The organism is Helicobacter sp. 16-1353 (assembly GCF_003288815.1).
Lineage (GTDB): Bacteria > Campylobacterota > Campylobacteria > Campylobacterales > Helicobacteraceae > NHYM01.
Window position 1 is genome coordinate 117,361 of sequence record NZ_NHYM01000001.1, and the last position, 26,016, is coordinate 143,376.

Sequence of the window (26,016 nt, forward strand, 5' to 3'; positions counted from 1 at the left end):
AGTTTATGAAAGTTATTATTTTAATATGTATGTTGAGTGTGTTTGCAATTTCTAGTGAAATAAAATCCATACAATACGATGGATTAATTAGAATGTCAAACTTAATTGCAAATGAAATATCAGGTTTAAAGATAGGAGAGAATCTAGATTATAAAAAGGTAAATGACGCTATACTCGCATTTTATAAGCAAGATTATTTTGATGATATTTATGTGGATTTTAATGATGGGGTATTAACCTTTCACTTTACAGAAAAACCCAGTATAAGCAACATTGAGATAAAAGGCTATGGTAGCGAAACAGAAACACAAGAGATAGAAAAACTAATAGGCATTAAAAAAGGTGATACCTATGATGTTTATAAAGAAAAATATGCAAAACAAGTCATTATTAACGCATTAGAAGAAAAAGGATTATATGGCTCTATTGTTGAAATCGATAGTGTAAGAATAGAAGATTCCGTAAGCCTTATTTTTAATGTCAATAAAGGTGAGAATATCATTATAAGAAAAGCTGTTTATGAGGGTGCTACGATTGATAAAGATGATTTAGAATCTTTAAGTGCAAATAAGGAGCGACATAGTTGGCTAGGCTGGCTTCCGTGGTGGAGTAGCGGAGAGCTTAAAGCAAAAGAATTAGAATATGATAATCTAAGAATCCAAGATGTTTATATGCGTAAAGGTTATTTAGATGCCATTATATCAACCCCACTTGTGAGTGCGGATTTTACAAATTACAATGCAATTCTAATGTATAAAATTATCGAAGGTAAGCGATACAAGGTAAGTGGAGTAGAAATAAGAAAAAATGATGATGTTGAAGATATATTTCCAATAGAAGATTTGAATGATTTAGTAGATATTAAAGAAGATGAATATTTTAATATCGAGAGTGTTAGAAAAGATATTGAAGTGATAAAATCTCACATTATGGATAAAGGCTATGCATATGCGAGAATAGCACCTGATTTAGATAAAAATGAGGAAGAAGAAAAAGTCAAAGTAATATATAGCATTGATATTGGTAAGAAAGTTACAATTAATGATGTAGTTATCACAGGAAATACTGTGAGTGCCGATAGAATTATACGAAGAGAAATGCTAATCGCCCCCGGAGATACCTATAGCATTACAGATATACGAAAGAGTGAAAATGCTCTTCGCCGAAGTGGATTCTTCGATAAGGTAACGATAAGTGAGATTCGAACGGGCGAAGATTCTATGAATCTGCTTGTCGAAGTGCAAGAGGGACGAACAGGCGAAGTAATGTTTGGGCTTGGATATGGAAGCTATGATAAGCTAATGATAAATGCCACTTTGCGAGAGCGGAATCTATTTGGAACTGGTATCAATGTGCAATTATATGTAAATTGGAGTAAATATACACAACTTTATAATATCGGACTTACAAATCCTAGAATCTTAGATTCTGCATATAGTGCATCGATTAATCTATATAAAAGTTATTTTGATAATTATGATTATATTGAGAATACAACGGGATTCAATTTCTCTGTAGGACGAAATCTAACAGATACTCTAAGCGTTAATCTCACTTACGAATTAGCAAAAACACATATAAGTGATTTTACTGATATGTATAATGAGATATTCTATTCGCAATATTTTCCTAGACAAGGAATACTAAAAAGTGCATTAACGCCCGGAATATATTTCGACAACACAGATGATTATTATTTCCCTAAAAATGGTGCGATTTTACAAGCTAGTTCTGAGTTCGCAGGACTTGGTGGAGATGCAGATTATATAAAATTATATGGGAAAGCAGGGTTTTATTATTATCTAAAAAATATTATTGATTTTGATTTGATTTTACGATATAAGGCACAAGTCGGGGCAATATTTGGCGATACTATGGATATGAATAATGGCTACAAAGGCGTTCCAATAACAAATACATTCTATATGGGTGGAATTGGAACGGTTAGAGGATATACGACATATTCATTAACACCAAGAGATAGAAATGGCTTAAGAATTGGTGGAAATTATATTTTTGCAAATTCTGTTGAAGTTAGCTATGGTTTATTAGAGGCGATAAATATGCGTGTGTCGGCATTTTTTGATTATGGTATGATTGGTGTAAAAAGATTTGATGAAATAGCAAGAATGTCTTGGGGACTCGCTTTAGAGTGGGTTTCTCCAATTGGTCCTCTAGTATTCGTATTCCCATTTGCGATAAATCCACAAGAGGGCGATGATATATCACGATTTGAATTTACTATGGGAACGAGATTCTAGGCAATATTTGTAAGGAAATATATGAAGCGAATAAATGATAATGAGATTTTAAAAGAGATTGAAAATACACCACTAAAAGAGCTAGGGCGTAAAGCCTATGAGGTGAAAAATGAGCTTCACAGCGATAAAATCGCCACTTTTGTAATTGATAGAAATATCAACTACACGAATATTTGCTGGGTGGATTGTAAATTTTGTGCTTTTAAGCGAAGAATAAATGAGGAAAATAGTTATATTTTAAGTTTTGAAGAAATAGATTCTAAGATTGATGAATTAATCGCAATTGGTGGCACACAGATACTTTTCCAAGGTGGCGTTCACCCAACTTTGAAGCTAGAGTGGTATGAAAAGCTAGTCTCTCACATTCACACCAAATATCCAAATATCACCATTCACGGCTTTTCGGCAATTGAAATTGATTATATCGCTAAAATCTCCAAGCTTAGCGTAAAAGAAACGCTTGAGGCGTTGAAAAATGCAGGGCTAAGCTCTATTCCGGGAGCTGGAGCGGAGATTTTAAGCGATAGGGTGCGAGATATAATCGCTCCAAAAAAGCTAGATTCTAGTGAATGGATTGAGATTCACAGAACCGCACATTATTTGGATATGAAAACGACGGCTACGATGATGTTTGGTAGCATTGAAAATAATAGCGATATTGTCGAGCATTTTAAGCGAATTAGAGACTTACAAGATGAAACAAATGGATTTAGAGCATTTATCTTGTGGAGTTTTCAGCCAGATAATACGCCCTTAAAAAGAGAGATTCCACATTTGCAAAAGGCTAGTTCAAATCGCTATTTAAGGCTTTTAAGTGCGAGTAGAATCTATTTAGATAATTTTAAAAATATCCAAAGTTCGTGGGTTACGCAAGGAAAATTTATAGGACAATTGGCGTTAAATTTTGGTGCTAATGATTTAGGAAGCACAATGATGGAAGAAAATGTCGTGGCAAGTGCAGGTGCTACAAACTCGATGAATACGCAAGAATTAATAAAAGTAATTCGTGATGCAGGGGAGATTCCAGCGATTCGCGACACGGCGTATAATATTTTAAAAATATGTTAGGAGAAAAGTTTGCGACGATTGTTATTATTTATTTTTTTTAGTATTAGTTTAGTAAAAGGGGACGAAGTGGCACAAAATAGCTTAACATACTTACATATCAAAGATACTAGGATTCCTGTGATTTTCGAGGATTCTAATATGCTTCCAATTGGTTTTATTAGGGTTATATTTAATGGCGGAGGAAGTATATTTGAACCAAAAGTTGGTTTATCTTCATTTAGTGCAGATTTACTAGAGCGAGGAACTCATAAAAAAGGGGAATACAAATTCGCATATGAGTTAGAATCCAATGCTATAGGATTAAATGTAAATAATGGAATGGAAAGTTTTGGTTTTAGCTTGGAGTTTATAAAACAAAAAGAAGATAAAGCGATAAAGCTTTTAGGTGAGCTTTTAAGCGACCCAAATTTTACAAATGAGGCATTTAATCAAACTAAATTAAATATTACTAGCTATATTCTTAGCAAAGAAAATGATTTTGATTATATTGCGCAAAATAACCTAAATAAGCTTATTTTCAAAGGCACTCCATTGGAGAATCCACCATTAGGAGATATTAATAGTATAGATAAAATAACACTAAATGATGTTAAAGATTTCTTACAAAAAATACTCGTATTAGATAATATAGTAATACTAATCGGTGGAGATATAGAGCTAGAAAAAACAAAGCAAAAATTACAATCTATCTTGGAGTTTTTACCAAAAGGCGAGAAATATAAAAGTAAAAAATATTATCCTACAGAAAATATTGGCGAAATAACAGCAATCAAACCTACGCAACAAGCATATATTTATTTTGCTTCTCCATTTTACTTTGATAATTATGAAAATAGTTTGCATAAAGCACAAGTTATGAGTTTTATTATGGGTAGTTCTGGATTTGGCTCAAGGATTATGGAAGAAATAAGAGTAAAAAGAGGACTTGCATATTCGGTATATTTTTACAATGTAATAAATAATGTAACTTCGCATACAATGGGATATTTGCAAACAAATCTTGAAAATAAAGATGAGGCAATCAATGCTATAAAAGAAACAATTGCTACATTTATCAAAGATAGTGTTACAAAAGAGGAATTAGATAGTGCAAAGGCATATATTCTTGGTTCAAGGGTATTAAGCGATGAGACATTAAGCCAGAGATTAAATAAAAAATATATAAATTTTCATCGTGGTTTGAGCCTTGATTACGACAAGGTGCTAACAAAGAAAATAGAAAACCTAAGCTTAGATGAATTAAATGATTATATAAAATCCCACAAAGAAGTGAATAATTTAAGTTTCAGCATAGTAGTAGATAAATGACACGATTAGCGAAAATAGGCATTTCAAACCTATTTGAAGCTATATTATTTACACCAAAATCTTATACAAATACAACGATACTTCATAGTTTAGATAAGGATTCTATCAATGAAGGTGTGCTAAAAATAAAAATCTTACACAAAAAACAAATGGGTAGAATCCTAAAATATGAAGCCCTTATAATAGATTTTGATGAAATGTTAGAAATCACTATTTTTAACGCAAAGCCTTTTCATAACAAGATTTTCCCCATAGATAAAGAAATATACATTTTAGGTCGCTTTGAGTTTAATGCAATATGGCGTATAACACAACCAAAAATAGCTACAAATATTAATAAAATTGTTATGAATTTTCCAACTATAAAAATGCAAAATAATAATCTTAATGATATATTTCGTGAGATTATAAATAAAGATGATTTATCGAAGTTAGGATTCACAAATGAGATAATAGATAGCATTTATACTATATTCCACCCAGAATCTTCACAAGATTATTTAAAAGAATTTATAAAATACAAAGGGCTTTTTGGTAAATACCTAAATGCAGTAAAATTTGTAGAAATTTTTTATCATATGAAATTACTACGAAGCAAAAAAACAATCTTTAATTCTCTAAATAAGCTTGATGGAAATTATGTGGATTTTATAAAATCTCTCCCTTTCGCTCTTACAAAAGGACAACAAAATTGCATCGATACTTTGCACTCCAAGCTAAATTCACTACAAGCAACTCGCTGCGTGGTAATGGGAGATGTTGGCTGTGGCAAAACTATTGTAATTTTGGCTTGTGTGATGATGGCATATCCTAGAAAATCTATACTTTTAGCACCTACAACGATTTTAGCTCGCCAACTCTATAATGAAGCAAAAAAATTCCTGCCTAGCTTTGTCAATGTTGGAATTGTTATAAAAGATGATAAACTTCCAAATTGCGATTTTCTCATAGGAACACATTCGCTTTTATATAAGAATCTGGAATCTTTTAGTTTATTTATGACTGATGAACAACATCGCTTTGGGACAAATCAAAGATTAAGATTAGAAAAAATGCTTGAAATTGATGGCAAAAAGCCGCATAATATTCAGTTCTCAGCTACACCCATTCCACGCACAATGGCGATGATTGAATCGAATCTAGTTGATTTTTGCAATATTTATGATTTGCCATTTGAGAAAAATATCGATACTAAAATCATCTCAAAAGTTGATTTCCCCGCACTTTTAAACCATATCAAAAATGATATTTTAGAAAAAAAGCAAGTAGCCATTATCTACCCACTTGTTGAAAAAAGCGATTCCATTGGTTACCAATCTATTGAAGAGGGGCTTCCCTTTTGGCAGAAAAACTTTAAAAATGTTTATTCAACGCACGGAAAAGACAAGCAAAAAGAGGAGATTATAGAGGAATTTAGGGAGAGCGGAGATATTTTAATCGCCACGACTTTATTTGAAGTGGGGATTTCACTTCCTAGATTATCAAGTATTATCATCGTTGGGGCGGAGCGATTGGGCTTTGCTACGCTTCATCAACTTCGAGGGCGAGTAAGTAGAAATGGACTTAAGGGATATTGCTTTTTATATACGAATAGGGCGGATTCTGCGAGATTAAAAGATTTTATAAATACCACAAATGGATTTGAGATTGCCGAGTTGGATTTAAAATATAGAAATAGTGGGGATTTATTGCGCGGGATTCGGCAAAGTGGGTATCAATTCAAATATTTTGATATTGTTGTTGATAAAGAAATAGTAAAAGACGCACAAATATTATTAGATAAATCTCTTAAAGAATAAATAATGAAAATAGCCATTGAAGCGAGTGTCCTTACATATCCAAACACAGGCGTAGCTAAAAGTCTGCTAAATCTAATGCAACATATAGAATATGATGTAGAGTTTGTTTTATTTACCCAAGAATCTAGACCTTTGCAATGTCTGCCAAACTTCCCTTTTAAGCTCATTAGATATAGTGATTATGGGGGGGGGGAATTAGAATCTTGTGATTTTATCCACTATCATTGGAATGGTGGAATCTTGCCACAATTTAAACAAAATATCTTAATGATACACGATGTTTTGCCACTTATATTAAATAGAAATCCATTTAGAAAATACAAATATCACAAATATATCAATACCCAAATTAAATTAGCCAAAATCATTCTAACGCCAAGCGAATATTCAAAATCGCAAATTATGCGGTATTTTAAGCCCAAAAAGCCGATATTTGTCATTCCACACGGAGTAGATAATATCTCAAAACCAACACAAAAGCGTGAAAATTATTATATTTATGTTGGCGGATACGACCCAAGAAAGGGCTTAGTTTATCTATTGCGGACATTTCTAGAATCCAAAATAAAACGAAAATTAATATTTGTAGGAGAAATCAAATATTTTTCCAAAGAGTTTGAAAACCTAGCCAAAATAGCAGAATCTAAGCAGGTATTAAAACAAGTTGGGTATGTGAGTGATGAGGATTTAAGAGGATTGTTATCAAATGCAAAGGCGTTAATTTACCCATCGAAATTTGAGGGATTTGGACTGCCTACATTAGAGGCGATGGCACTTGGGACGCCCGTCTTAACCACAGCATTTTCAAGCATTAAGGAAGTATGTGGGGAAGCAGCAATGTATTTTAATCCTGATATAAAAAAGAGTTTGGAAATGGCATTATATGAGTTTGAATCCAATCCCAAAATATCACAGAATCTAATTAAATATGGTTATAAAAATATTGCTAGATTTAGTTGGAAAAATAGTGCAAAAAAATATATGGAGATTCTAAGAAATAATATCACTTAAACCACCTATTCAAATAATGATATAAACCTAAATATCTAATTAATCTATATTGCTTAAATAGATTCTATTTAGATTCCGCATAAATTCCATAAACTCCCCACACATAAGATTATGTAGATTCCATAAGATTCCAACGCAGATTTGCTAGATTTTATGCATGAATTCTAGATTCTGTCTAGATTCCACTTAGATTTTACGCACTAGATTCCCACGAATCCCACGCAGATTCCACACACTAGATTCGCTTATATTCCCCCATATTTTCCCCAAATCCCAAAAATCCAGCATATAATCAAATATTAAGCAAGGGGGTAGAATTGATTTTTTAAAACAAGTTTTAAGCGACGCGATAAATTTTAAGAGAATGGGAAATGAAAGGGGTGCAAAAATGTCTGCAAAATTATTAAAAGCCATATTTATACTTATTATAGGTGCTGTGGGGACAATGCTACTTTGGGGAATCTACTTGGGTGTGATAAAACTAGGTCCATCGGCTGTAGCCACATCAGGCTCATCGGCTGGATTAGGTGCAATTATGCTTACCATAATGATATTAGGTTTGGCTTATGGAGTGTTTATCGCAATAAGAGCGACATTCAGAGGAGTAAAGAATACATTCAAGGAAAAGCCCGACGATGAAGTGCAAACCGCCTCGCAAAATGGGTAAGAAATCTAATATTTAGATAAGAATCTTAAGAATCCGCCAAGATTCTAAACTTCCACATTTTTAAGAATAGATTCAGCAAAATATAAGCAAGGGGGGGGGTAGAATTGATTTTTTTAAGCAAGTTTTAAGCGACGCGATAAGTTCTAAAAGAATGAGAAAATAAAAGGAGAAAAAAATGTTTCTTATTATCGCAATATTTTATGGACTAAATGTGCTATCTACGGAAGGATTTGCGACTTTTAAGAGTGAAATGGGTAAATCTTGGAGTGAGTTTTGGGGGCAGGGGTTTGACTTTACGGGTAGAACGACAAGGAGAGAGTTTTTACTAGCTTGTCTTTCAGTGCTGGTAAGGCTTCTTGTGATTGGCTGTGGTGTGATTATTCTACTCGCACTTATGGCTAATGGTGATGGCGGTGGCTTTTTGGGAGCAATTGGTGGCATTTTAGGAATAATTGGTAGTATGTTATTCATTGCTCTTATTGTGCCTACTCTTGCTATATTTGTCCGCAGATATAGAGATGTTGGGGTTAGCATTTGGGTATTTATTTTAATTATTATCTTAAGTGCATTCACATCTGCTCTCTTAAGTGCATTCACAAGTAGCGGGGTTATTAAATTGGTTGTTGGCTTAATTGGAGAGATTATTAATTTGGTTATTTGCTTATCACCTAGTAAAAAAGTGGAAAATGATTTGCAAAATATTCCGCAAAATGTCTTACAAAATGGTGAGTAAATAGTATTTAGCCAAGAATCTTAAGAATCCACTGGGATTCTAAAAATCAAAAATATGAAAAAGGAGAAATATGAAAAAGATAATTTTAGGGCTTTTAGTGGGCGGTTTTAGCCACATAATGGCAAATGAAATGATAATAGCAGAATCGGATATTTACACTATTCGTCCAGCAAATAATACAAATCGCTCCGTTATTGAGCCAAGTAGCAAGATAAAGCCAAGTCGCCAATCTAGGGGCATTAAAGCACTTCAAGTAAATAAAGATGAAAAATCTGGCATTTTTATCGGCTTTGAAATGGGAATGGACGAAATGCAAATGCGAGATTCCCTACTATCTGTTATCAGATACAAATTTACCGGCGGGGCAGTCGGCGGAAAGGTCGGCTATAAGTTTTTCTTGCAACCAAATGTTGGAATTCGTGCCTATGGTAGCCTAAACTACTCTATGCACGAAACTGAAGCAGGGGGAGGAGGCATTAATATAACTGCTTTGGTTTTTGCGGCAAATGCTGATGTTTTATATAATTTTTATAATGGCGAATACGGCATATTTGGGGCATTTGCTGGGCTTGGACTTGGCGGGAGTAGCTGGGATATAAAATTTAGGGGCTATGTAAATAGCTACGACACTATGGAAACAACCACTTTTAAACCTAGCGGACTTTATATGGACGCAAAAATAGGGCTTAGGGCAAATATCTCACATCACGGAGTAGAATTCATCGTAAAAGTCCCATTTATCGAGGCAAAGGAGAGCTTTGGCGGACTTGCTGGTATACTGACTAAGCAAAATTATCAAATTTCACTTGGCTATAACTTCACATTTTAGGGAATCTTAAAGGGGAAAAATGAAAAAGATAATTTTAGGGCTTTTAGTTGCTTTGTCCGCTTTAGCGTGGGGAGATGATTCTAAAGTTACAGAATTTTATAAAAAAGCCTGTGATAAGCAACATGGCAAAAGTTGCTTTTATCTTGGAGCAATGTATTATAAGGGAAAAGGCGTAAGGCAAGATTATTCTAAAGCAAAAGAATATTTTGGAAAAGCCTGTGATTTAGGTTCTCAAGATGGTTGCGATGAATATAGAGACTTAAATAACTAACATCTTAAGACACGACAAAACACACAAGTAAGGAAATAGCATTTTAAGGGGCGTATGCCACCTGTGGGAGTTCTAGGCGTTAATGGTGTTGCGAATACACTAGCTCCCTTGCATTTTAATAACTCCTTTTTATGTGGCATATCGAGGCTGGGGCATTAGAATTTCCCAGCCGGCTTTTTAATAAGCCCCATTTAAGGCGTGATATTTTTAGATATTTTCGCTTTTAATGTGCTATTTATGGAATCCTAAACAGCCCCAAGAATCTTAAAGCCCAAGATTCCATAAACTCGCTAAGATTCTCGCCACAGATTCCACAAACTCCACCAGATTCCATACAGATTTCATTTTAGATTCTCGCACAGATTCCACGAATCTCAGCGGATTCTTTAAAGCCCCGCTAGATTCCCGCGAATCTACCATTAAAGATTTTATAGAATCTAATCTTTTAAAATCCGCCAAGATTCTAAATATATAAGAATCTAAAAAGGAAAAATATATAAAAGCTAGTTTTGATAATGAAAAAATGAGATTTTAAAGTATTTATAAAGGCGAATCTTAAAGCCAAAAGATTTGGAAATTCCGCTATGATGGCAAAGTCTATCTAATCACAAATTGATTTCTACTCTCAACTAAGCACATAATCGAACGCCATTTATCTAATACTAGAATCTATTTTAATGATTTCACCACGATTGCTAAAAAATGTAGAATTTACAAATATTGTTTGATGATTTGCCATTTTATGCCTAAAGATTCTATACTATATCTTGCATTTGCACTGCTCGATGATGGCAATCCAAAAGAATCTAATTTAATATTGTTGCAATATTTTTTATAAATCTCTGTGGCTTTTTTGCCATTTGTAAAAATCACCCTAATCCTAGAATCTTCGCATAATCTTTCAATCTCATTGATTTTTATAGGGTTTAATGTGGCGTCGCTTGATTTGTCTATATTGCAAATCTTTACAATATCCCAAATAGCGATATTATGTCGTAATAAAAAATCTATTTGTGATTGAAAAACTTCGCTATATTTTTCTTTAGGTGTTTTTTTGGATAGTTTGGGAATGTTTTCATTAAAAATTATGCCTAGAATATCCCAGAATCTATTTTGTGGATTAGCATAGTAAAAATTAGATTCTCGGGATTTTATCGATGGAAATGAACCTAAAATCAAAACCTTAGAATCTTTATTAAAAATCGCCTGAAATGGGTGTGAAAAAGTCATTCAAATCTCCTAGATTTTTGATATACTTGATGATTATAACACGAAATGGAGAAAATATGAGTGATGCGGGATTTGTGGAGTTTGTGTGCGATGTGTTAAATGAATGTGGGGAGATTGAAGCTAGAAATATGGGTGATGATTATTTTATTTATATTGATGGGAAGAATTGCTTTACGATGTGCGATAATAAAGTTTTTGTGAAAAAATATGAGGAATTAGAGCCCCTTTTAGGGGAGAATCCAAGCGGGATTCCATTTAATGGGGAAAATGAATGCTGGATTTTAGATATTAATAATAAGGCTTTGAGTGTGGAAGTTGGGCTGATTTTAAAAGAAATTATTCCAACTATTAGAACACCAAAACAAAGAAAAAGATTAAGAAAACGATAAATCTTTAAGCTTTTACTTTTAGATTCTATTTAGATTCTAGATTTTCTTAAGATTTTATAGAAATTTAGAAGTTGCATTGATGTAAGATTTACCCCATAATTGAGAATTTTTTAAAAGCTTAAAATTTAAAGCGAAATAAAAAGATTTAAGTATTTTTTAAAAATCTTTAGCTTTTACTTTAAGATTCTATTTAGATTCTAGATTTTCTTAAGATTTTGTGGAAATTTAAAAGTTACATTGATGTAATTTATTTCCACCCCCCCCCAATATTTGAGTGGAAGCAGAAATGCATTAATATAAAGAAGTTTCCAAATCTGTTTTTAAAGGAGTGCAGATTTTAGAATGTGTAATTATATCCTACAACTACTTGATAGTTTTGTTTAGTTGTTACTTTATATGAACCACCGCTACCATCATCGAAGTTTTTCTTTACGCCTACAAATGGTATTTTCGCTACTAGCTCAATGCCGTGATGTTTAGCGATATTTGTTCGTAAGCCCACTTTTGCGTCTGCATAAAGTCCGCTATTTGTATCTTTTAAACCGCCTTCTTTAGTTTCCCATGTAGTTCCACCTACGCCAAGTCCCACAAATGCACCAAATGAAACAGACTCATTGTTATAGAAGTTAAACAATGCATCGGCATTTACAGCATAAACCATATTATTTACAGTAGCATTATTAAAATCTGCAGCACTTATTTTACCTGTTAGATAGCTAAAATTCGCATATCCACGCACACCAAACCAAGAATTTACAAAGTATTTATAACCCGCATTTACACCAAATGCAACGCCACCATCTGTCTTTTTTAGTGAGTTTTCACCTTGTTCGACTTTAAACTCATATCCAGCATATCCTGCTTCAAGACCGATAAATGCTCCAGATTCTTCATCTGCGTTCGCCACGCTTAATCCGCCTACTAAAAGCCCTAAAACTAATAAAAGTTTTTTCATTTTTTCTCCTAGTTAAAAATTTTATGAGAAAATCAATTCTACCCCCCCCCTAACTTACATTTTGCTTAAATGTGAAGTAAATGTGAATTTTTTAAGTGTGATTTTAAATATAAAACTAAAATAAAATTTGAAAATCTTTAAGCTTTTTATTTAAAAAAATATTATAAAATTGCAGTTTTCATTTACCTAAAATTTAAGATTCCAACTTTATAAAATGGCGGAATCTTAAAATGGAAATTCACACACATTAATTCTTGAATGGTTGAGATTTGCTTAAAAAGCTATAAGCTAAATAAGCAGAATCTTTAAATGAATGTGGCGGAATAAACCAAAATTAAAATACAAGGAGAAAATATGGTAACAATGAAAGATTTGCTTGAGTGCGGTGTGCATTTCGGGCATCAAACGCGAAAATGGAATCCTAAAATGAAAAAGTTCATTTTTTGTTCTAGGAAAAATATACATATTATAGACTTACAAAAGACACTTCGATACTTCCGCTATGTTTATAGCATTGTCAAAGATGCCGCAGCTGAGGGCAAAACGATAATGTTCGTCGGCACGAAAAAACAAGCTGGAGAAACCATCCGCCAATACGCCCAAGCCGTAAGCGCCCCATATGTGGATTATAGATGGCTAGGCGGAATGCTGACAAACTTTAGCACTATTAAAAAATCCGTTCGAAAATTAGAATTAATCGAGGAGATGGAAAATAGCGGACAAATCGACCTCTTAACCAAAAAAGAAAAGCTAATGCTAACTAGAAAAAAAGAAAAGCTTGAAAAATACCTTGGTGGCGTTAGACATATGAAAAAGCTCCCAGATATGATTTTTATAATCGATGTAGTAAAAGAGCATATCGCAGTAGAAGAAGCGAGAAATCTAGGAATAGCCGTAATCGCCCCACTTGATACGAATTGCAATCCTGATAAAGTCGATTATCCAATCCCGGGGAATGATGATGCAATCCGCTCAATCCAGCTATTTTGCAAGGAGATTAGCGAGGCGATAATCGAGGGAAGGGAAATGAATAAAGACTTAAATGTAGAATCTAATAATCAAGAAAAAGATGGGGATTCTCAAGAAAATATTGGGGAAATAGCAGAATTTGAATCTATAGTCGAAGAGAGCAAAACAATACAAGAAACAACACAAGGAGTAGAATAATGGATATTCCCGCCTCTTTAGTAAAACAATTGCGAGAAATGACCGATGCAGGTATGATGGAATGCAAAAAAGCCCTAGTGGAAGTAAATGGAGATTTGCAAAAAGCAGTGGAATATTTGCGAGAAAAAGGGCTTAGCAAAGCTGCGAAAAAAGCTGATAGAATCGCTAGTGAGGGAATGATAACATTAAATGTAAATAGTGATTTTACAAAAGCCTCAATGGTTGAAATAAATAGCGAAACAGATTTTGTTGCTAAAAATGATAATTTTAAAAATCTAGGTATAAAAACATTAGATATTATCTCAAGTTCTAATATTTCTAGTGTAGAGGAGCTAAATAAATCGCAAATTGATGGAAATATTTTTGAAGAATACCTAAAAACCCAGATTGCAAAAATCGGCGAAAATATCGTTGTTAGAAGATTTGTATCAATTGACGCAAAAAATACAATTGTAAATGGATATTTGCATTCAAATGGTAGAGTTGGGACGATTATCGCCCTTAGTTTTAAAAATAAAGATTCTAAGGATAAGCTAATCGAGCTAAGCAAAAATCTATGTATGCACGCAGCAGCGATGAAACCGCAATTTATTAGCAGTGATAGCTTTGATGATAACTTTATCCAAAAAGAAAAAATCGCCCTAAAAGGTGAGATTGAAAAGGAAAACGAGGAGCGAAAACGACTTGGAAAGCATTTGCAAGTAGTCCCTGAGTTTGTAAGTAAAAAGGAGCTTACAAGCGAAATTCTAGCCAAGCAACAAGAGAAATTTAAGGAGAATCTAAGAGAGCAGAAAAAACCAGAGGCGATTTGGGATAAGATTCTACCGGGATTGATGGATAGATTTATTGCAGATTCTACACTTTTAGACCAACGATTAACCTTGCTTGGGCAATTCTTTGTAATGGACGATAAGAAAACTATAGAGCAAGTTTTGAGCGAAAAATCAAAAGAGCTAAATGATGAGATTAAAGTCGTGGAATATGTGAGATTTGAGCTTGGTGAGGGCATTGAGAAAAAAGAAGAGGATTTCGCTAAAGAAGTAGCCAACCAAATGAAATAATTTATATGAATCTCGTAGTCGCCCAAAATGTATCTCATAGCTTTGATAGTCTCTTATATGAAGATGTGAATCTTAGCATAGAGAGTGCAAGTAGTGTGGCGATTCTCGGGGTTAGTGGAAGTGGCAAATCTACTTTTATAAATAATCTCTCAACTCTTCTCCCACCACTTAGTGGGAAGATTAGCCTAAATGGCATTGATGATATTTACTCAAAAAATGATGCGGAAATCCTAGAGATTAGGCGAAAAGAAATAGGTATTATATTTCAATCACATTATCTTTTTCGTGGATTTAGTGCATTAGAAAATCTACAAGTCGCTTCTATACTTACTAATAAAAAAATCGATATGGATTTATTGGAATCCTTTGGCATCGCAAGTGTTTTAAAACAGCAAATTAGCTCTCTTAGTGGCGGACAACAACAAAGGCTCTCCATCGCTAGGGTTTTGACTAAAAAGCCAAAAATCATTTTTGCCGACGAGCCCACAGGGAATCTTGATAGGAAAACATCACTAAAAGTTATGAATGTAGTTTTTGAATATATAAAAAAATATAATGCTTCTATGATTATTGCAACGCATGATAATGAGATTGCAAATATGTGTGATAGAAAATTCTATTTAAAAGATTGTAAAATAACCCAAATGTAGCTTCACAAGGTTAAAAGGTATTAGATGGAGATTGTCAGCTATTTTGGTGAGGGTAATGTCGCAAACTTCTTGCTTCTCATCTTGCGATTTAGTGGCATTATTGCATTTTTTCCATTTTTTGATTCTAGGCTTATCCCTATGTCGGTAAAAGGTGCGATGATATTTTTCCTAGCGATATTATTTTTCCCGCTACTTCCGCCATTTAATACAAATATTAGCATATTAGAATTTATGTTCGCTGGGTTAAGCGAGATATTATTTGGTTTTATGTGTGCATTTTTCCTACAGATTGTTTTTAGTGCGATTGCCTATGCAGGTGAGATTCTAGGATTTAGTATTGGAATGAGTGTTTCAAGCGCATATGACCCTGTTAGTGGCTCACAGAATCTAATCATAGCACAGCTTCTAAGCCTTGTTGGATTACTCATATTTCTAAGCTTAGATTATCATCATCTAGTTTTTGCATTAATCGCGAAAAGCTTCCAAAGTGTGCCACTTGGCGGATTTATGTTTAGCGATAATATGGCGGTTTATTTCATAAAAGCTATGGCGAGTCTTTTTGTGATAGGATTTACTATAGCTTTTCCAGTAGTTGGGATAATCCTACTATCAGAAATTATATTTGGAATGATTACTAGAGCTCACCCGCAATTTAATCTACTTGTTATTGGGCTGCCATTAAAAGTTATAATAGCTTTTATCGTGCTTATTGTGGCACTCCCAGCGATGATGTTTCACTTTAAAGAAGAGATTCTACTAGCATTTAAAACCATATCCCAAATAATGGCACATAGATTCTAGTATGATTGGCATTCACTAAACATTCTATTAAAATAACCTTTTGCGGCATTTATATAATCCTTATTTTGACTAATAATTAGCATCTCGTAATTTAATTCAAATGCACTTTTAGACCAATTTGCCGAGCCAAAAATAATGCTTTTATTATCTATTATCGCAAGTTTATTATGCATAATTCCATTATATTTTCCATTACTTGAGATTCTACCCTTTAGTGTGCAAACTTCAACATTATTGAGCTTTGCAAGATAGCCAATAGATGAATAGGTATTATCAACATTACTTTTATAATCAAAAATTATCTTATATTTTACGCCCTTTTTTGCGGAATCTCTAATTGCCTTGCTGATTTCCCTATTTGTAAAACTATAGATTGCGATTTGAACTTCTGTTTTAGCATTTCTCAATTCTTTTACTAAGTGCTTTATTGCGTCATTTGCCTGATATGGCATAAAATATATAGAATCCGCAAATAAAAAAGTATGCAATAGGAAAAATATAATAGCTATTTTCATCATTTTATCCTTATAGATTTTTAGTAAGTCAAGCCATATAAATAGCTTTATTATAAATTTATTTAATAATTGTTGTGTAATTTTAGTATAATTTCATATTTATCGTAATAATAGGCTTTATTATAAAATGGAGAGCAAATGAAATTCTTACTTATTAATACGAATGCAGCTGTTAGAAAAATATTCAGCATTTCTGCGAGAAAGGCTGCTATTCAGCTTGATAATATAAATTCTATAGCGGATATTTCACTTCAAGAGGATTATAGTTGTATTTTTATAGATGATGGAGTTTTAGATTTAGATAGTTTTCAAAATCTTAAAAAGAAACTAATAACTACAAAATTTTGTCTTATTCTATCAAAAGATAAGGCTGCTATTAGCGGATTTGATGATTATATTCGTAAGCCATTTTTACCAACTGATATTTACGATGTTTTAAAAAAAGAAAAATATAATGAAATGAGTTTTTCTTCATATAATGATGTCAAACCTATTCAACAAGAAAATCCTAAAGATGTTGATGATAGATTGCCAGATACAAATGTATTAGATTTAGATATATCAAATGATACTAATAATATAAAACAACATATAAATGATATTGATTTGTCGGAATTTAGTGATAATGATGATGAGTTTTTATCAGGTATAAAGGATACAACTCCTATTTCATTTGATGATATTGGTATAGATGATAACACTACAAAAGTTACTAATCAAAATGACGATATAAACCTAAATAATCCCGATATAGATAATAATATGATGAATGATAATGATGAAATAAACTTTACTTATAGCGACGATGAGGACGATTTACTTAACGATAACTTAGAATATACACAACCAAATAATATAAATATAAAAGATGATGATATTATTCCTATGGATACATCATTTGATTTAGATTCACCAGAAATACCACAATCTACAAAACAAGAATCCATTAATATTGATAATCAAACATTAAAAGATAATGCAAATGATGATATTGATTTTAACTCTATTTTTGCATTACAAGATGAATTTTTACAATCTCAACAAAAAAATCAACCAAAAGGTTTAGTTGGCGGTGATATATACACAAAAAAAGAAAATGTGCAGTCTAATCCACAAACCCAACAAATATTAGATTCTCAAGATTCTCAAGAATCCAAGCAAGATATGCAGAATATGCAGAATATGCAGGATTCCAAAATAGAAAATATTCATTTCGATGATAATTCAAATCTAAATATACAAGATACTGAATTTAATGAAAATAATGTCAAAGATTTAGAAGCACAAGATATAAGCGATTTCGGCGACTTTAATGATTTTAATACCAATGATTTCAATACTGATAATTTTAATGCTGATAATTTTAACACTAATGATTTTAATGCCACAGAATCCGCAATAAATCAAAATAATATAAAAAATATTAATGATTTAAGCGATGAGGAGCTTGATAATCTCGATGATGAAGCGTTGCTAAGATTACAAGAAGAATCATTAAATAATGATAATACATTTAATGAAGATTTTAATACCCCGCACACAGAACCACAGATTCTAAATAAAGATACTATAAATGAGCTAACAAATATTCTAGAAGAAACAATGCCGCCACAAAATAATCTTAAGATTCACAATAATGAGCTTAGTTCGCTTACACAAGAAGCATTAAGTGAGGTTTTAGATGAAACAAACTTAGATGAAACAAATATTGATGATAAGATTGATGACTTTAACTTTGGTGATAATGACTTCATAGAAGAAGAGCAAATACCACCAAATCAACCTATAGAAAATCCAATACAAAATAATGATACAAATACACATATAAACATAGGAGATTCCACTAGCAATGTAAATGTGGATTTATCAGAGATTATTAAATCGCTCCCTATCGATAAACTGCGTGAGCTTTTAAGCGGGGTTCAAATCACTATTAATATAACATTCCCAAGTAAAAAGCAATAAATGATGTTGGATTCTAATATTATAATAATATCAGGTCCAAGTGGTGCGGGAAAATCAAGCCTTTGTAATGAGCTTTTAAAACATACAAATAATGTTTATTTTTCTATTTCATCTACTACTAGGAAAATGAGAGAGGGTGAGATTGATGGGGTTCATTATCACTTCATAACAGAAAATGAATTTTTAGATGGTATTAAAAATAATATATTTTTAGAATGGGCTAAGGTGCATAATAATTATTATGGAACACAAAATAGCCAAGTTATAAATGCCCTAAATTCAGGCAAGATAGTTTTATTTGATATTGATATTCAAGGTCAAAAATCGATTAAAAAGCATTATCCAAATGCCACATCTATCTTTATCACAACGCCGAATAAATCCATCTTAGAATCTCGCCTAAAATCTCGTGCATTAGATAATCAAAAGATTATTGAGGATAGATTAGAATTAGCTTTTAATGAAATGCAGGGCATAGATAATTTTGATTTTATTATCATTAATGATGATTTTAATAATGCTTTTGATGGTTTTTTAGGTATTGTAAAATCAATAAAATTTAAAAATACTAAATCCAAAAGTCAAAAAATACTCCAACTATGGCAAAAATAACAAATCTTTAGCAAAGACCATATAAGCCTATATAAATTTTATACTTTTTATTATAAAATACCCTACAAATTTAATTTAAGGATTGAAAAATGGCAATGCCTAGTGTTCCAGAACTATTGATTATATTAGCTATTGTGGTTTTATTATTTGGGGCGAAAAAAATCCCAGATTTAGCAAAAGGCTTAGGAAGTGGGATTAAAAACTTCAAAAAAGCCGTAAAAGATGATGAAGAAGATGAAGCCAATACGCAAAATGTCGCAAATAAAGAAGTTGAAAATAAGCAGAATATAAAAGAAAGTGTAGATATAAAAGAAGAAGAAAAAGCCAAAAAAGCTTAATTTATGTATAAACGCATTAAAAATATACTAGATTCTACCTTAGGACAAAATGTCATTTTAGAGATTCCAAAGGATTCTAAAATGGGACATTTTGCTACGCCTATCGCATTTATTCTAGCAAAACAAGAGAATAAAAACCCAAAAGAAATAGCAGAAGAAATAAAAAATAAGCTACAAAATATCCGTGAATTTGAGATCATTACAACACTAAATGGATTTATAAATCTCAAATTAAGCGATGAATTTTTATCGCAAGTGGCAGAAGATTCCCTAAAAAATCAAGATAATTTTGCAAAAGATGAAAATCAACATCAAAAAATCCTTTTGGAGTTTGTAAGTGCAAATCCAACAGGACCACTTCACATAGGACACGCAAGGGGAGCGATTTTCGGTGATACACTAGCTAGAATAGGCAAATATTTAGGATATGAGATACAAAAAGAATATTATATAAACGATTCTGGAAGTCAAATAGAAATGCTTGGCTATTCGATTTTTATCGCAGGGCAAAAGATTCTAAAAGATTCTGGAAAGCAAAAAGAAATACTTGATTTGCCTTTTATCGAAGGGCAAGAGATGAAAAAAGTAGAAGTTTCATATCCAAAGGATTATTACAAGGGTGAATATATCGTTGATTTAGCAAACGAAGCGATAGAAAAATTTGGAAGCGAGATATTTTCATTTAAAGAATTCGACAAAGAGTTTGTATATAGTAATGAGAAAATTATCCCAAAAACTATCCAAAAACTTAGCGATTTTGGCGTTGAAAAAATGCTTGATTTAATAAAAGATAATCTCAAAAATGCAAATATAGTTTTTGATAATTTTATAAGTGAAAAATCGCTAATGAAAGATTTTGTGCCTGTTTTAACAAAATTAAGAGAAAATAATGCGATATATAATGATGAGAAAGAACATTCTAAGATTTGGCTAAAATCCACATTAAAGGGCGATGAAAAAGATAGGGTTATCGTGCGAGATTCCTCCTGTCCTACATATTTATGTGGTGATATAATCTATCATAATGATAAATTTATGCGAGGATTTGATAAATATATTAATATCTGGGGGGCAGACCATCACGGATATATCGCAAGAATCAAGGCAAGTATCGATTTTCTAGGATATGATAGCAATAAGCTTGAGATTATATTATCCCAAATGGTAAGTCTGCTAAAAGGCGGAAAACCATATAAAATGAGCAAAAGAGCGGGTAATTTTATATTAATGCAGGATATTATAGATGAAATCGGTGCAGACGCATTGCGATTTGTATTTTTAAGTAAAAAGGCAGATACACATTTGGAATTTGATATTGATGTATTAAAAAACGAAGATTCCAATAATCCAATCTATTATATTAATTATGCAAATGCTAGAATCCACACGATTCTAGGTAAAAGCACAGCAAAAGAAATGTATGATTTTAGCAATTTAGATTCTATGTGGAAAGATTTGCTGATTTATGCTTTACTTTTACCAAAAATTCTTGAGGGTGCATTTAGCGAAAGGGCATTACAAAAACTCCCTGAATATCTTAAGAATCTCGCTTCAAAGCTACACTTTTGCTATAACTCTTCAAAAATATTAAATAATCCAAATGAAGGTAGTATTATAAGTATCCTAAAAATCGTTTCTTTATCCATTACAACGGGACTTAGTTTGATGGGAATTACTGCAAAAACAAAAATGTAATATAGGAAAAATATGAAAAAAAACGATGATGAGAATGCAATAAATATTGCGGTTATCGGCGGTGGCACTTGGGGCAGAGCATTGGCATTTGGGTTTAGTCAAAAAAATAATGTTGGCATTGTATCAAGAAGAGAATTAAGTCTTTTAAAAACCTATGATTCACATAAAGTTAGGCAAATAAGCTTAGATAAGGCATTAGAATGCAAATATATTATTATTGCGATAAAAAGTGAGGCGATGAGGGAATGGCTCAAAAATGTCAATTTTAAGAGAGAATCCATTGTTTTAGTGGCATCAAAAGGTATTGAAATATCAAGTGGTGCTTTTATGTGCGATATTTTTAAGGAATATTTTCCAAATCTAAATATCGGCTATCTTATGGGTCCATCATTTGCAACAGAAGTTTTGAAAGGTATGCCCTGTGCGTTAAATATCCATACTAAAAAACAAAAAGAGGTTGAGGATATTGCTAATATTTTTCCAAGCTTTATGAAAATATATTTTGATAATGATGTTATTGGTGGAGAAGTCGGGGGAGCATATAAAAATATCATTGCAATAGCAGGTGGAATAAGCGATGGATTAGTATTAGGAAATAATGCTAAAGCATCTATGATTGCAAGAGGTTTGGTTGAAATGTGTAGATTTGGAATGTTTTTTGGAGCAAAGGAATCTACATTTTTAGGATTAAGTGGTGCGGGAGATTTATTCTTAAGTGCGAATTCGATTTTATCACGAAACTATCGCGTTGGATATGCACTAGCTCAAAATAAATCACTAAAAACTATCTTAGAAGAATTAGGCGAAATTGCTGAGGGAGTTTTAAGCACACAAGCAGTTGAGAAACTTGCCACAAAACATAATATATATACGCCAATTGCAAAACAAGTTCATCAAATACTACAAGGCAAATCGCCAAAAGAAAGCGTTAAAGAATTACTAGGAAATGATGTTGATTTAAAAAAATTCTAGAATCTAAAATAATTTATCACTTAGTATATCACTAGGTAAATCATCAAATTCTTTTACAGCACTAGAATTATCATCATCGCCATTTAATCGTTGGCTTACCTTTAGAAGTAAATCATTTAATTCATCATTTTTAAGAATGCAATATTCAAGCATATTATCATCGATAAAATGCAAAGGATTCTCTATATTTAAACTAAATCTTTTACCATTTATAACGCAAGAAAGCTCCGTGTCAAAAAGCCCCACACCCATAAATTTAGAATTTTCAAGCATATATTTTATATTTGCGATATGCGTTTGTCGCTCGGTATTTAGTATTTGAATGGTGCTTGTATTTTCTTCTTGTTTTAATAAATCATCAATCCATTGTATTTTTTCTGCAAGATTCCTAATCTTATTAAGATTTACAACCAATGTTTGAGCTGCACCAATAAATTCATTTATCCCTTTCATATTTTCTCCAAAATTGTGAATTTGTGTTTTTGTCAAATTTACTTGAGATTCTTCCTCAACTTCAGGTAAATGTTTTTTTAAAGTAGCCAATATGTCATCATTGCTCATTTTTACTCCTTTAATTTAGTATAAAATAAGCATATTTCATTCCATAATTTATTTGCTATAATGGCAAATTTATTATTTGGAGTAGCGTTTGAAAAAAATCATATTTTTTATTTGTGTATTTTTGCTGAATCTAGATTCAAAACCTATCGATTTTAGTTTGTATAAACTAGATTCAACTAGCCCCATAAGCGACAATTCACCTGCTTTGCTTATCATATCCGGGATTCAAGGTGATGAGCCGGGTGGATTTAATGCTACTTCTATTTTTATTAAACATTATAAAATACATAATGGCAATGTTTGGGTTGTGCCAAATCTCAATCAATATAGCATTTTAAAGAATAATCGCGGAATCTACGGCGATATGAATAGAAAATTTGCCGACTTAAGCGAAAGCGACCCAGAATATCAAATAATCCAAAATATAAAAAATATCATATTAAATGATAATATTGTCAGGATTCTACATTTGCACGATGGAAGTGGATTCTACAGAGAAAAATATATTAATAATCTACTAAATGAAAATCGCTGGGGAAACTGCTCTATAATAGACCAAAACACCCTTTTTACTTATGATGACTTAAATACAGAAGTATCTAAGATTGTAGAGCATATAAATGAAAATCTACTAAATGAATTACATCGCTATCGTGTGCGAAATACAAACACATCTCAAGGAGATAAAGAACAGGAAAAAAGTCTTACATATTTTGCCACATTAAATAAAAAAATGGCTTTTGCCAATGAAGCCTCCAAAAGTCTTCCATTAAATCAAAGAGTTTATTATCATCTCCTTGCCATCGAAGCAATGCTAAAAAATATGGATATTAGTTTTGAGCGAGATTTTAATCTAGATATAAAAACGATAAATAGCCTAATCAATGATAAAGATATGAATATCGTAATAAATAATATCATAGAGATTCCGCTACATAATATAAAATCTACATTAAACTTTTTTCCAATACAAAAAGATGATGTAAGTTTCTATTCAAATACGCCTATTGTATGGCTTTTCGAAGATAATGAAGTATTTAGAATAAAGAATGGAAATAAAAATATAGTATATCTTAATCCATTTTTTATTGATTTTGATTATAGTTTAAAAAATGTTAGCCTAGTAATAGATGGAAATGAGATTGAAGTCCCTATAGGAACTATTATCCCACTTAAAGAAAGCTTTTTGATTCCGCCTTTGGGCTATCGTGTAAATGTTATAGGTTTTTCTAAACAAAATATAAAAAATGAGGTTGACATAGAAATTAAACGAAGCGATTTAATGGATAAATTTGCCATTGATAAGGCTAATACAAAATTTCGTATAGAATTTTATAAGCAAGAAAAAAATAAACCGGATAAATTTGCCGGAATGATAATCATAAATTTTTCAAATGATAAATAATAATTACATTAAGATTCTACTTTGTATTATATTCTTACTTTGTGCGATAGTATGGGCTTTAAAATTTTAGATTCTAATATTTTAGGATTCTATATAATCTTTAATTCTTTTTTTTATGCTCTCATTGATATTTATCTTTAATACCAAAATACTTAGCGGAATCTCGCAATTACTAAGCTTCACCTCATCTTTTTTTGTAACGAGTAGCGATGTGGCATTGTAGTTTTTATATTGCGACTTTAGCATTGTTAAATCAAAATTTGAGTGGTCGCTTAGGGTGATTTTACCGATAATATTGTTTGGTAAAAATACATCAAGTCTATTTGGATTCGCAATTGCTGTTACTAATAGCATTCTTTCTGTTGGATTCTCTATAATAACTTCTCGTTTATAATCAACCCCCTCTTTTATAAATAAATCTTTTGGATTCTTATAAAATGGATTCTCGCGATAGATTCCACTAGGAAGTGTGAATCTAAAATATGGCTCTAATTGCGGAATTAAAATAATATTTAGTTTTTTAAAATTAAATCTAAATCCATCATCTAAAAATACACATTTAGAGCCTAATTCTTTTGCTTTTAGGATTCCATCTCTGCGATTTTTACATACTATTACACTTGCATTTGGTAGATTTAAAGCAAGCATATATGCCTCATCGCCACTCATTTCTTGCGATGCTTGTATAACGCCTTTAATACTTACTATAAGTAGATTCTTGCCTTTACGCTTATAACCTCTTGATATAATTGCAATATCATCGTAATCTTTTGCTATTTCTTGCAAAAATGGTGTTTTTCCGCTTCCACCTGCGATTAGATTCCCAATGCTTATAATGGGGATTCCAAAATTATAATATCTTTGAATCTTTCTTCTTAATGTCGCTACAATGAAATATAATAATGAAATAGGCAAAAGCACAATACTTAGAATCTTCTGCCAAAAATTTGGTTTATAAAAATAGCTATCAATAAATCTCATATTTTATTAATCCTACATTTTAGCTATTTTTGGAGGTTCGCCTTTAAAGCTATTTTGTTTTATTCGCTTAAAAATAGACTTTACAAATGCTTTTTCAAAACCATTTTCAATTAATTCTTTCTCACTAAAACCTTTTACTATTTGCTTTAATAATTTATCAATTTGATTATAAGAATATCCTAAATCGCCCTCATCACTCTGCCCGATATAAAGGTCTGCAGAAGGCTTTTTGTCAATGATATATTTTGGGATTCCAATCTTTTTGGCTATCGTAAAAATATCACTTTTATATATATCACCAATAGGATTAATAGCATATGCTAAATCCCCATAAAGCGTTCCATATCCTAGCATTAGCTCACTTTTATTGCTAGTTCCTACAACCAAAGCATTATGTAAAAATGATTTATCATATAAAATACACATTCTAGCTCTAGCACAGAAGTTTCCTATTCTATGAAAACTATTAGTATCATTTTCTAAGTCAATGGTATTTATGAAGCTATCCTGTAGTTCGCCGATATTAATAATCTCATAGTAAAGCCCTATGGATTGAGCGAATCTAATGGCATCTTGTGTATTTTTTGGATTTGTTGAATGTGATGGCAAAATAAATGCTTTTGCTTTATTCTTAAAAATCTTATTACAAAAAAATGCCACAACAGCACTATCAATACCGCCACTAAGCCCAAATACAACATTACTAAATCCGCGTTTTTTTACCTCTTTAGTTAGAAATTCTTCTATTTTGTCAATTTTCTTTTGCATATTA

Annotated in this window: 27 protein-coding genes; 20 read left to right on the plus strand and 7 right to left on the minus strand. The window is 31.9% G+C overall.

Going from position 1 to position 26,016, the window contains the following annotated elements; genetic code table 11:
* Nucleotides 1–5: 5 nt before the first annotated feature.
* The 9 genes from bamA to CCY99_RS00575 all read left to right on the plus strand — a co-directional run bounded on the left by bamA (nt 6) and on the right by CCY99_RS00575 (nt 9,947).
* Nucleotides 6–2,261, plus strand: a complete 2,256-nt coding sequence (gene bamA, locus CCY99_RS00530; RefSeq protein WP_258442868.1) for an outer membrane protein assembly factor BamA — start codon at nt 6–8, stop codon at nt 2,259–2,261.
* A gap of 21 nt (nt 2,262–2,282) precedes the next feature.
* On the plus strand, nt 2,283–3,329 hold the full coding sequence (locus tag CCY99_RS00535; protein ID WP_112059463.1) for a dehypoxanthine futalosine cyclase: 1,047 nt from the start codon (nt 2,283–2,285) through the stop codon (nt 3,327–3,329).
* A gap of 9 nt (nt 3,330–3,338) precedes the next feature.
* Nucleotides 3,339–4,637: a pitrilysin family protein gene (locus CCY99_RS00540; RefSeq protein ID WP_112059464.1), complete on the plus strand. Its 1,299-nt coding sequence runs from the start codon at nt 3,339–3,341 to the stop codon at nt 4,635–4,637.
* The gene (recG, locus tag CCY99_RS00545; RefSeq protein WP_112059465.1) at nt 4,634–6,436 is read left to right on the plus strand and encodes an ATP-dependent DNA helicase RecG; all 1,803 of its coding nucleotides are present in this window, start codon (nt 4,634–4,636) and stop codon (nt 6,434–6,436) included. Before CCY99_RS00540 ends, recG begins: the two co-directional genes overlap by 4 nt.
* A 3-nt stretch (nt 6,437–6,439) precedes the next feature.
* The gene (locus CCY99_RS00550; RefSeq protein ID WP_112059466.1) at nt 6,440–7,447 is read left to right on the plus strand and encodes a glycosyltransferase family 1 protein; all 1,008 of its coding nucleotides are present in this window, start codon (nt 6,440–6,442) and stop codon (nt 7,445–7,447) included.
* 388 nt (nt 7,448–7,835) lie between these two features.
* Nucleotides 7,836–8,114, plus strand: a complete 279-nt coding sequence (locus CCY99_RS00560; RefSeq protein ID WP_112059468.1) for a hypothetical protein — start codon at nt 7,836–7,838, stop codon at nt 8,112–8,114.
* Nucleotides 8,115–8,289: 175 nt separating this feature from the next.
* On the plus strand, nt 8,290–8,847 hold the full coding sequence (locus CCY99_RS00565; RefSeq protein WP_112059469.1) for a DUF805 domain-containing protein: 558 nt from the start codon (nt 8,290–8,292) through the stop codon (nt 8,845–8,847).
* 70 nt (nt 8,848–8,917) lie between these two features.
* A complete protein-coding gene (locus CCY99_RS00570; RefSeq protein WP_112059470.1) occupies nt 8,918–9,676 on the plus strand; it encodes an outer membrane beta-barrel protein in 759 nt (252 codons plus the stop codon).
* 19 nt (nt 9,677–9,695) lie between these two features.
* Entirely contained in the window at nt 9,696–9,947 is a 252-nt protein-coding gene (locus CCY99_RS00575) for an SEL1-like repeat protein (RefSeq protein ID WP_112059471.1), read from the plus strand.
* A gap of 264 nt (nt 9,948–10,211) precedes the next feature.
* On the opposite strand, the gene CCY99_RS09380 is transcribed toward CCY99_RS00575, so the two are convergent.
* Both CCY99_RS09380 and CCY99_RS00580 read right to left on the minus strand, forming a co-directional pair.
* Complete coding sequence (locus CCY99_RS09380) at nt 10,212–10,406, minus strand: hypothetical protein (RefSeq protein ID WP_181646778.1); 195 nt, start codon at nt 10,404–10,406, stop codon at nt 10,212–10,214.
* Nucleotides 10,407–10,658: 252 nt separating this feature from the next.
* A complete protein-coding gene (locus CCY99_RS00580) occupies nt 10,659–11,177 on the minus strand; it encodes a DNA-deoxyinosine glycosylase (RefSeq protein ID WP_112059472.1) in 519 nt (172 codons plus the stop codon).
* A 56-nt stretch (nt 11,178–11,233) separates the two neighbouring features.
* Here CCY99_RS00580 and CCY99_RS00585 point away from each other — a divergent pair, with 56 nt between their 5' ends.
* Nucleotides 11,234–11,566, plus strand: coding sequence for a transcriptional regulator (locus CCY99_RS00585; RefSeq protein WP_112059473.1), 333 nt, complete (start codon nt 11,234–11,236; stop codon nt 11,564–11,566).
* 337 nt (nt 11,567–11,903) lie between these two features.
* Here the strand turns inward: CCY99_RS00585 and CCY99_RS00590 are convergent, their stop codons facing one another.
* The gene (locus CCY99_RS00590; protein ID WP_112059474.1) at nt 11,904–12,521 is read right to left on the minus strand and encodes an outer membrane beta-barrel protein; all 618 of its coding nucleotides are present in this window, start codon (nt 12,519–12,521) and stop codon (nt 11,904–11,906) included.
* 354 nt (nt 12,522–12,875) lie between these two features.
* Between CCY99_RS00590 and rpsB the strand changes: the two genes are divergently transcribed.
* The 4 genes from rpsB to fliR are packed head-to-tail and all read left to right on the plus strand — an operon-like array spanning nt 12,876 to nt 16,200.
* Nucleotides 12,876–13,688 (plus strand): 30S ribosomal protein S2, encoded by an 813-nt coding sequence (gene rpsB, locus CCY99_RS00595; protein ID WP_112059475.1) that lies wholly within the window; start codon nt 12,876–12,878, stop codon nt 13,686–13,688.
* Complete coding sequence (gene tsf / locus CCY99_RS00600) at nt 13,685–14,749, plus strand: translation elongation factor Ts (RefSeq protein ID WP_112059476.1); 1,065 nt, start codon at nt 13,685–13,687, stop codon at nt 14,747–14,749. The genes rpsB and tsf overlap by 4 nt, the downstream gene beginning before the upstream one ends.
* A gap of 5 nt (nt 14,750–14,754) precedes the next feature.
* Complete coding sequence (locus tag CCY99_RS00605) at nt 14,755–15,399, plus strand: ABC transporter ATP-binding protein (protein WP_112059477.1); 645 nt, start codon at nt 14,755–14,757, stop codon at nt 15,397–15,399.
* A 24-nt stretch (nt 15,400–15,423) separates the two neighbouring features.
* Entirely contained in the window at nt 15,424–16,200 is a 777-nt protein-coding gene (gene fliR / locus CCY99_RS00610) for a flagellar biosynthetic protein FliR (protein ID WP_112059478.1), read from the plus strand.
* Here the strand turns inward: fliR and CCY99_RS00615 are convergent.
* On the minus strand, nt 16,197–16,715 hold the full coding sequence (locus tag CCY99_RS00615) for a phospholipase D-like domain-containing protein (RefSeq protein WP_258442869.1): 519 nt from the start codon (nt 16,713–16,715) through the stop codon (nt 16,197–16,199). The genes fliR and CCY99_RS00615 overlap by 4 nt on opposite strands.
* A gap of 138 nt (nt 16,716–16,853) precedes the next feature.
* Between CCY99_RS00615 and CCY99_RS00620 the strand changes: the two genes are divergently transcribed.
* The 5 genes from CCY99_RS00620 to CCY99_RS00640 all read left to right on the plus strand — a co-directional run bounded on the left by CCY99_RS00620 (nt 16,854) and on the right by CCY99_RS00640 (nt 22,297).
* Nucleotides 16,854–18,680, plus strand: coding sequence for a hypothetical protein (locus CCY99_RS00620; RefSeq protein ID WP_112059480.1), 1,827 nt, complete (start codon nt 16,854–16,856; stop codon nt 18,678–18,680).
* 3 nt (nt 18,681–18,683) lie between these two features.
* Complete coding sequence (gene gmk / locus CCY99_RS00625; protein WP_258442870.1) at nt 18,684–19,292, plus strand: guanylate kinase; 609 nt, start codon at nt 18,684–18,686, stop codon at nt 19,290–19,292.
* A gap of 89 nt (nt 19,293–19,381) precedes the next feature.
* Nucleotides 19,382–19,630: a twin-arginine translocase TatA/TatE family subunit gene (locus CCY99_RS00630; RefSeq protein ID WP_112059482.1), complete on the plus strand. Its 249-nt coding sequence runs from the start codon at nt 19,382–19,384 to the stop codon at nt 19,628–19,630.
* A 3-nt stretch (nt 19,631–19,633) separates the two neighbouring features.
* Entirely contained in the window at nt 19,634–21,325 is a 1,692-nt protein-coding gene (argS, locus tag CCY99_RS00635) for an arginine--tRNA ligase (protein WP_112059483.1), read from the plus strand.
* A 39-nt stretch (nt 21,326–21,364) separates the two neighbouring features.
* Nucleotides 21,365–22,297, plus strand: coding sequence for an NAD(P)H-dependent glycerol-3-phosphate dehydrogenase (locus CCY99_RS00640; protein ID WP_112059618.1), 933 nt, complete (start codon nt 21,365–21,367; stop codon nt 22,295–22,297).
* Nucleotides 22,298–22,300: 3 nt separating this feature from the next.
* Here CCY99_RS00640 and CCY99_RS00645 read toward each other — a convergent pair whose 3' ends face one another.
* Nucleotides 22,301–22,858: a flagellar FLiS export co-chaperone gene (locus CCY99_RS00645; protein WP_112059484.1), complete on the minus strand. Its 558-nt coding sequence runs from the start codon at nt 22,856–22,858 to the stop codon at nt 22,301–22,303.
* A gap of 88 nt (nt 22,859–22,946) precedes the next feature.
* Here CCY99_RS00645 and CCY99_RS00650 point away from each other — a divergent pair, with 88 nt between their 5' ends.
* Nucleotides 22,947–24,263: a M99 family carboxypeptidase catalytic domain-containing protein gene (locus CCY99_RS00650; RefSeq protein ID WP_112059485.1), complete on the plus strand. Its 1,317-nt coding sequence runs from the start codon at nt 22,947–22,949 to the stop codon at nt 24,261–24,263.
* A gap of 81 nt (nt 24,264–24,344) precedes the next feature.
* Here CCY99_RS00650 and CCY99_RS00655 read toward each other — a convergent pair whose 3' ends face one another.
* Both CCY99_RS00655 and CCY99_RS00660 read right to left on the minus strand, forming a co-directional pair.
* The gene (locus tag CCY99_RS00655; RefSeq protein ID WP_112059486.1) at nt 24,345–25,244 is read right to left on the minus strand and encodes a tetraacyldisaccharide 4'-kinase; all 900 of its coding nucleotides are present in this window, start codon (nt 25,242–25,244) and stop codon (nt 24,345–24,347) included.
* A 12-nt stretch (nt 25,245–25,256) separates the two neighbouring features.
* Nucleotides 25,257–26,012, minus strand: coding sequence for an NAD+ synthase (locus CCY99_RS00660; RefSeq protein ID WP_112059487.1), 756 nt, complete (start codon nt 26,010–26,012; stop codon nt 25,257–25,259).
* Nucleotides 26,013–26,016 lie beyond the last annotated feature (4 nt).